Raw genomic sequence first — 6,735 nt, 5'->3', positions numbered from 1 at the left:
TTTTTGTCATCGAATGATGGTACCCGAGGCCGGACTTGAACCGGCACGCTTATTCAGCGAGGGATTTTAAATCCCTTGTGTCTACCAATTCCACCACTCGGGCAAAGTGTGTTTTACCGCTTACGCACTAAAACATTAAAGTGGAGGCGCGACCCGGAGTCGAACCGAGATCGACGGATTTGCAATCCGCAGCATAGCCATTCTGCCATCGCGCCTTAGTAGATTGGAGCGACATATCGGGTTCGAACCGATGACCTATACCTTGGCAAGGTATCGCTCTACCAACTGAGCTAATGTCGCAGGCCATTTCTATCTTTGCAATCAGTGTTCTGCTAGAAGCTTTCCCCTGACTGCGGAATGGCATTCTACCGAAATATGCATAAGAGTCAACGAACAAAAGCGCTAAAATTACGATAATATGACCGTTTGCTGCTAATTACAGCAACAAGTACAAATTTTGATTATTAAGGCACTTAAGTCGATTAAACCGTAACCATTAATATCTAGATGGCATTGGCCGTAATGACACATTGTTTATTTGGCATTTGTTTGATTGCTAGCTAAATAGTCAATCGCTAAGCGGTTTGTACCCTTACTGTTACCCACGATGCTTGATTAACGCATGGGTTAATAACCCCAAGCGTGCATATGGATGCAAATAAAAAAGCCTCGCTAATGCGAGGCTTTATACATCAACTATAAATTGAGCTTATAGTGCTGGCAGTGATTGGTAGTTAAGACCAAGCATTTTTTGCATTACGCCAACAACCTGACAGCTATAACCAAATTCATTGTCATACCATACATAAAGAATGGCGCGATTACCTTCAGCGATAGTCGCTTGTGAATCGACAACACCTGCATAACGAGAACCGACTAAGTCACTCGATACGATTTCTGTTGATTCAGTAAAGTCAATTTGATTACGTAGCGGCGAGTTCAGTGCCATTTTACGTAGGTACTCATTGATATCGTCTTTGCTGGTTTCACCTTTAAGGTTAAGTGAGATAATCGCCATAGAAACGTTTGGTGTTGGAACACGGATAGCGTTACCCGTCAGTTTGCCAGCTAGCACTGGTAGCGCTTTGGCTACAGCTTTGGCTGCACCGGTTTCAGTGATCACCATGTTTAATGGTGCACTACGGCCACGACGATCAGCTTTGTGATAGTTATCAATCAGGTTTTGATCGTTAGTATACGAGTGAATGGTCTCTACGTGGCCATTTTCAATACCATACTTGTCATCAACGGCTTTAAGTACTGGCGTAATCGCGTTGGTAGTACAACTTGCTGCAGAGACAATGGTATCTTCGTCTAGGATGTCAGCTTCGTTAACGCCGTATACGATGTTTTTGATCGCACCTTTTGCAGGAGCCGTTAGCAGTACTTTAGCTGCTCCTTTTGATTTAAGGTGCAACCCTAGGCCATCTTCATCTTTCCAGATACCGGTGTTATCTACAACTAAGGCATTGTTAATGCCATATTGAGTGTAATCGATTTCATCTGGAGAATTGGCATAAATAACTTGGATGTAAGTACCATTTGCAATGATTGCGTTGTTCTCTTCATCCACTTCTACAGAGCCATTAAATGGGCCGTGTACAGAGTCGCGACGTAATAGGCTTGCGCGCTTTTCTAAATCACCTTTACGGCCACCGCGCAATACGATTGCCTTTAGGCGTAATTTGTTACTAACACCAGTACGCTCAATAAGTAGACGTGCAAGTAAACGACCGATACGGCCAAAACCATAAAGCACAACATCTTTTGCTTCTTGAACATCTTCTAAGTCAATCGCAGCTGATAGTTCACGACTCATGTAAGCTTCAATTTGGCTAGCATCATCGTGCTCACGCCAGTAGTTTACAGCCAGCTTACCGATATCAACTTTACATTGCTTAACCGCAAGCTTGCTTAAAACTTCAACGAACGGGAAGCTTTCACGCAATCTCAGTTTGTCACCAACATGACGACGCACTAAACGGTGAGATTTAATGATTTCAATCGTAGAAGCGTTTAAAAGAGGCTTGCCGTATAGAACAACTTCTACACCTTGGTTACGATATAACTTACCTAGTAGAGGTTGCATTGCCTCTGCCATTTCGAAACGTTCTTGCCAGCTTTGTAGGTGCTTATCAGCGCTCATGTACAGATCCTTTATCTCACTTGATCGACTATTTTTAATAGAAATGTTTGAGTAGCAAAAGAAAAAGACTAATACTGTCGTTATAGACGAATAAGTCCTCTTGTTTGGTCGGCGCTATTGTAATGAAAACTGGCGCTACGATCTAGTAAGATATTTTCCATAACTGTGTAATAATATTAGAAAAATATTGGCATGGAGCCTATTTTGAAGACAAATTTTGTAATAATTACATCATTTATTAGTTTATTCGCATTTTCTAGCCTAATTGGCTGTGATTATGGTGCTAATACCACCACCATTTGTAAAAATAATCCCGAAATTTGTGCCGATTTGCATCGTGATAGTTGGTGCAGATTTGAAAAAGGCGATCTTATTCGTAAACGCTATTTACTTAAACAGACCGAATCACCTACAGGAAAGCAGATATACAAACATCTTCTTAACCTAGAAAAGTACAACCAATGCATTGAGCTGGCCTCTGGTGTTCAGCACATCCTCCATCCTGAGCGTACTAATGATCGTATGCGCGCTTTTGGCTTAAGCTCGCAAAGTTTGGCTGAATTGCAAGCCACAACCAAACCCTCCAAAGACCTATATTTGTCATTTTATCATTGGACCCGTTTTAGTGATCAGCAAGCACAGCAACGGGTACTCAATGCTGAAGCCGCAGGCGAGATAACCGAAACCTTTATCCTTGCCCAGCTCGCCTCTTATTATCAGAAGTCTGACTTGGAAAAAGCCAAGTTGCTTTATCTTTCGGTACTGGATAATGCGTCAGAAGAGGAGTTTGATCCCGATTGGCTATTGGGTCTATCGAGTATCTATTATCAACAAGGCCACTTCGAACTCACCTATATATTGTCAAAGGCAAACACCTTGATGTCTGACAGTAAGGCCTCCGACCAGGACATGTTGGCGCTTATCAATGGTGATGTGCAATTACAAAGCTTTCTCGATAGTCAGGCAGATGAATTAGTCGACTTAATAGAGTCTGGCGACTTTAAACAAAGCCAACTAAGATTGAAATTTGTTAACTAAATGTACAAACCACTCGTTACTGTTCACAGCTAATTTGCAACTACGCAAAATGTCTGCCAAAAGTGGTTTATTTACAAATTTAACCGCTAAAAATGAAAGTTGAATCAAACTATCGATGATTATTCCGGCTATTTACGATTTTAGACGCCATTTACGTCGATATTACTTGACGCTAGCTGTCATTTTGGTAATTTTACTACCAGATTAGTTTTATCATTTAACAGAGGGATATCAAATGACTATCCGCGTAGCGATTAATGGTTATGGCCGTATCGGCAGAAACGTGCTTAGAGCACTTTATGAAAGCGAAAAAGATTACCCAATTCAGATTGTTGCTATTAACGATCTTGGTGATGCCTCGATAAACGCTCATTTAACTAAGTATGATTCAGTACATGGCCGTTTTAACGCTAAAGTTGAACATGATGACGAAGCCATTTATGTCAACCAAGATAAAATTGTCACTTTTTCAGAACGTGACCCAGCAAAACTGCCTTGGGCCGATTTGAATGTCGATGTGGTATTTGAATGTACTGGTATCTTCACTTCTAAAGAAGCGGTACAACCTCATTTAGATGCTGGCGCTAAAAAAGTGATTATCTCAGCACCTGGCAAGAACGTTGATGCCACCGTGGTATACGGTGTGAACAACAATGAAATTACTGCAGATATGACAGTAATTTCAAATGCATCTTGTACGACTAACTGTTTGGCTCCTTTTGCTAAGCCGTTAAATGATGAGGTTGGTATCGAATCAGGTTTAATGACCACTATTCATGCTTACACCAACGACCAACGTCTTTCTGACGTTTACCACACGGACTTGCGTCGCGCACGTGCTGCAGCGATGTCAATGATCCCAACCAAAACCGGCGCAGCTGCGGCAGTAGGTTTAGTGGTACCAGAACTTGCGGGTAAGTTTGACGGTATGGCAGTGCGTGTGCCAACGGTAAACGTATCGCTAGTTGATTTATCGTTTATCGCCGCTCGCGACACGACGGTAGAAGAAGTTAATGCCATTATTGAACGTGCTGCTAGCCAAGCACCAATGAGCGAAGTATTAGCGGTTAATAAAGAGCCACTAGTTTCTATCGACTTTAACCACAACCCATTCTCTTCTAACTTCGATGCCACACAAACTCGTGTTAATGGCCGCCTAGTTAAAGTTATGGCTTGGTATGATAACGAGTGGGGTTTCAGTAACCGTATGCTCGATAACGCTGTTGCGTTGATGACTGCCAAATAAGAGCAAGTCAGTTGTAACAGATAAAAAAGCCAGTCAGTCGACTGGCTTTTTGCTATCCGAATTAATGGCTTAAACCAAATAAGTCCCATTATTTGCTTATCTCGCCCGTACTACCATGCCAACTTTTAACCCATCTAATTATCTCTAAGCCTTTACTTTCTAAGTACACGCTTACAACCCGCTATGCCCTGTTACTTTTAGTGATATTGCCTAGTTACCCCATTTGTCTTTAGTCACACCTAATTTGAATGGGAATCAGTCTCACTATTCATCGTAATTGCTTATCTTTTATGCAGTTAAAAACAGCTTTAACTATATAAATTTAATCTGGAAAACCCCTGCTCTGCGACTAGGATTATATAAAATCAACTGCTAGGAACAAAAAATGAAAGGTAATCCTAAAGTCATCAGTGCCCTCAATCAGGTTCTCACCGTCGAACTCACGGCAATTAATCAGTATTTTCTCCACGCCAGAATGTTTAAGAACTGGGGACTAGAAGAACTCAATGAGAAAGCCTACAAGAAATCCATTCTTGATATGAAACAGGCTGACAAAGTCATTGAACGGATATTATTTCTCGAAGGCCTACCTAACTTACAGCAGTTGAATAAGCTTAGGATTGGCGAACACACCGAAGAGATGATTGATTGTGATTTAATGCTGCAAACCGAAGAGATAGATTTGCTCACAGCGCAAATAGCCCTTTGTGAAGCCGAGCAAGATTATGTATCGAGAGAGTTACTCGAAGAGCTACTCGAAAAGGAGCAAGATTATTTAGATTGGATTGAAGCGCAGCAATTCTTAATCGGCCAAGTTGGCATCGAAAACTATCAACAATCAATGATGGAGGATTAACATGAAAGGTAGCCAGGTAGTCATTGACCAGTTAAATAACCAACTGACATTGGAGTTGACCTCCATGGATCAGTACTTAGCTCACAGCAAAATCTACGAAGATTGGGGGCTTAATAAACTGTCGGAAAAACTCGCCCACGAATATGAAGAAGAACTTGATCATGCAAAACGTTTAATTGAGCGCATATTGTTTCTTGAAGGAACGCCTGATACTGCCAGCCGAGAGGCGATCCATGTCGGAGATAACGTCAAACAGATGCTTGAAAATGATTTAGCCGCAGAACGCATGGTCGCAGCGAGTTTGACTAAAATAATAACCATTTGCGAGTCAGAGAAGGATTACGTAAGCCGAGAAATATTGGAAACCCTATTAGATGATACAGAAATGGATCATATCTATTGGTTAGAGCAACATTTAGGGCTAATCGATAAGATCGGCTTACAGAATTATATTCAGTCTCAAATGAAAAACGCTGAATAGTTGTTCTCTATAAAAATAATCAGCCAGCTTATAAGCTGGCTGATTATCAATTCATCGTGGTCATGCCGTCTTCTATTGCCGACAAGTTATTGTCGATATAACTCAGTAGAATCGATTCTTCTTGATACTGCAGGTTAGCTGTTATCACAAAACGATAAAGCTCCAGCCCTTCGCTTTTACATGCCAACAGTTTTTTGTGTTTCTCGCTTGGACCCAAATCAGTTTGTGGCACCAATAGGTTAAATGTCAGCTTAGCATGATTACTGATCATACTTTTGAGCTCTTGAGCTCGTGATTGTGTTGCGTTGTAGGCCCTAGCCTGCTCACTCACTGAATTTAATATTGTGCTATCAATAGCTAGATCATAGTTATCTTGTAACATTGGCCATCCTCACAATTGAGACCTAATTGTCTCGTTGGTGATATTATTGATGGCCTTACCTGAATGCTTGCTTAACCACTAATATTGCCAGCGCTTATATATTAAAATTTGCGATACTGCTCGCAAAAAATACAGTTATCAATTGAGCACGGTGTAACCACGGTTAGTCATGCAGTTACGCATAATGGTTTTTTGCTCTTCTTGATGGGCTTTTTTATTGTTACGTTTATCACTGTTACGCTGTAAAAATCCACCAGCAACTCCCACTGCCGCGCCGGTTTGAGCGCCGCTACTTCCACTACCACCGGAAATCGCGCCAGCGGCCGCACCGACTGCAGCCCCTTTAGCTGCACCAGAAATCATCCCGCCTTCGGCTTGTTGTAGTTGGGCCTGACTGGCTAATTCGCTACATTGACTGTGATCGTACAGGTAGTCTTTTTCATCGACATTTGTTTTATCAACGACGATATTCGCGAAAGCGCTGCTGGAGAATAACGTTAACGTGCCTAGTAGTACCAATGCTCTCATTTCAAACCTCATTATCAGTGTTTATCTAGTAAACAATCATTTAATAATGGGGCTAGCT

At 41.6% G+C, this 6,735-nt stretch carries 7 protein-coding genes and 3 tRNA genes; 4 read left to right on the top strand and 6 right to left on the bottom strand.

Annotated features, from left to right (window positions below):
- Positions 1–17: 17 nt before the first annotated feature.
- The 4 genes from L865_RS0121790 to L865_RS0121775 form a co-directional block, all read right to left on the bottom strand.
- Positions 18–103, bottom strand: a tRNA-Leu gene (locus L865_RS0121790).
- A 38-nt stretch (positions 104–141) separates the two neighbouring features.
- Positions 142–215: transfer RNA gene (locus L865_RS0121785), tRNA-Cys, on the bottom strand.
- 9 nt (positions 216–224) lie between these two features.
- Positions 225–300 (bottom strand) — tRNA-Gly (locus L865_RS0121780).
- A gap of 409 nt (positions 301–709) precedes the next feature.
- Positions 710–2,146 carry a glyceraldehyde-3-phosphate dehydrogenase gene (locus tag L865_RS0121775; RefSeq protein ID WP_028775157.1) on the bottom strand — a complete coding sequence of 479 codons (1,437 nt, stop codon included), beginning with the start codon at positions 2,144–2,146 and terminating at the stop codon, positions 710–712.
- A 204-nt stretch (positions 2,147–2,350) separates the two neighbouring features.
- Here L865_RS0121775 and L865_RS0121770 point away from each other — a divergent pair, with 204 nt between their 5' ends.
- The 4 genes from L865_RS0121770 (at position 2,351) to bfr (L865_RS0121755) (ending at position 5,767) form a co-directional block, all read left to right on the top strand.
- Entirely contained in the window at positions 2,351–3,184 is an 834-nt protein-coding gene (locus L865_RS0121770) for a DUF2989 domain-containing protein (protein ID WP_028775156.1), read from the top strand.
- A 235-nt stretch (positions 3,185–3,419) separates the two neighbouring features.
- Positions 3,420–4,430, top strand: a complete 1,011-nt coding sequence (gap, locus tag L865_RS0121765; protein ID WP_028775155.1) for a type I glyceraldehyde-3-phosphate dehydrogenase — start codon at positions 3,420–3,422, stop codon at positions 4,428–4,430.
- Between the two features lie 385 nt (positions 4,431–4,815).
- A complete protein-coding gene (gene bfr / locus L865_RS0121760) occupies positions 4,816–5,286 on the top strand; it encodes a bacterioferritin (RefSeq protein ID WP_028775154.1) in 471 nt (156 codons plus the stop codon).
- A gap of 1 nt (position 5,287) precedes the next feature.
- The gene (gene bfr, locus L865_RS0121755) at positions 5,288–5,767 is read left to right on the top strand and encodes a bacterioferritin (RefSeq protein ID WP_028775153.1); all 480 of its coding nucleotides are present in this window, start codon (positions 5,288–5,290) and stop codon (positions 5,765–5,767) included.
- A 46-nt stretch (positions 5,768–5,813) separates the two neighbouring features.
- On the opposite strand, the gene L865_RS0121750 is transcribed toward bfr (L865_RS0121755), so the two are convergent.
- Positions 5,814–6,149, bottom strand: coding sequence for a hypothetical protein (locus L865_RS0121750; protein WP_028775152.1), 336 nt, complete (start codon positions 6,147–6,149; stop codon positions 5,814–5,816).
- A gap of 138 nt (positions 6,150–6,287) precedes the next feature.
- Complete coding sequence (locus tag L865_RS0121745) at positions 6,288–6,677, bottom strand: glycine zipper family protein (protein WP_028775151.1); 390 nt, start codon at positions 6,675–6,677, stop codon at positions 6,288–6,290.
- Positions 6,678–6,735 lie beyond the last annotated feature (58 nt).

Origin of the sequence: Shewanella waksmanii ATCC BAA-643 (assembly GCF_000518805.1) — a bacterium.
In the GTDB taxonomy this organism is placed as follows: Bacteria; Pseudomonadota; Gammaproteobacteria; order Enterobacterales; family Shewanellaceae; genus Shewanella; species Shewanella waksmanii.
Note: the sequence above shows the minus strand (reverse complement) of the source record. Positions and strands in the feature narration are given on the sequence as shown.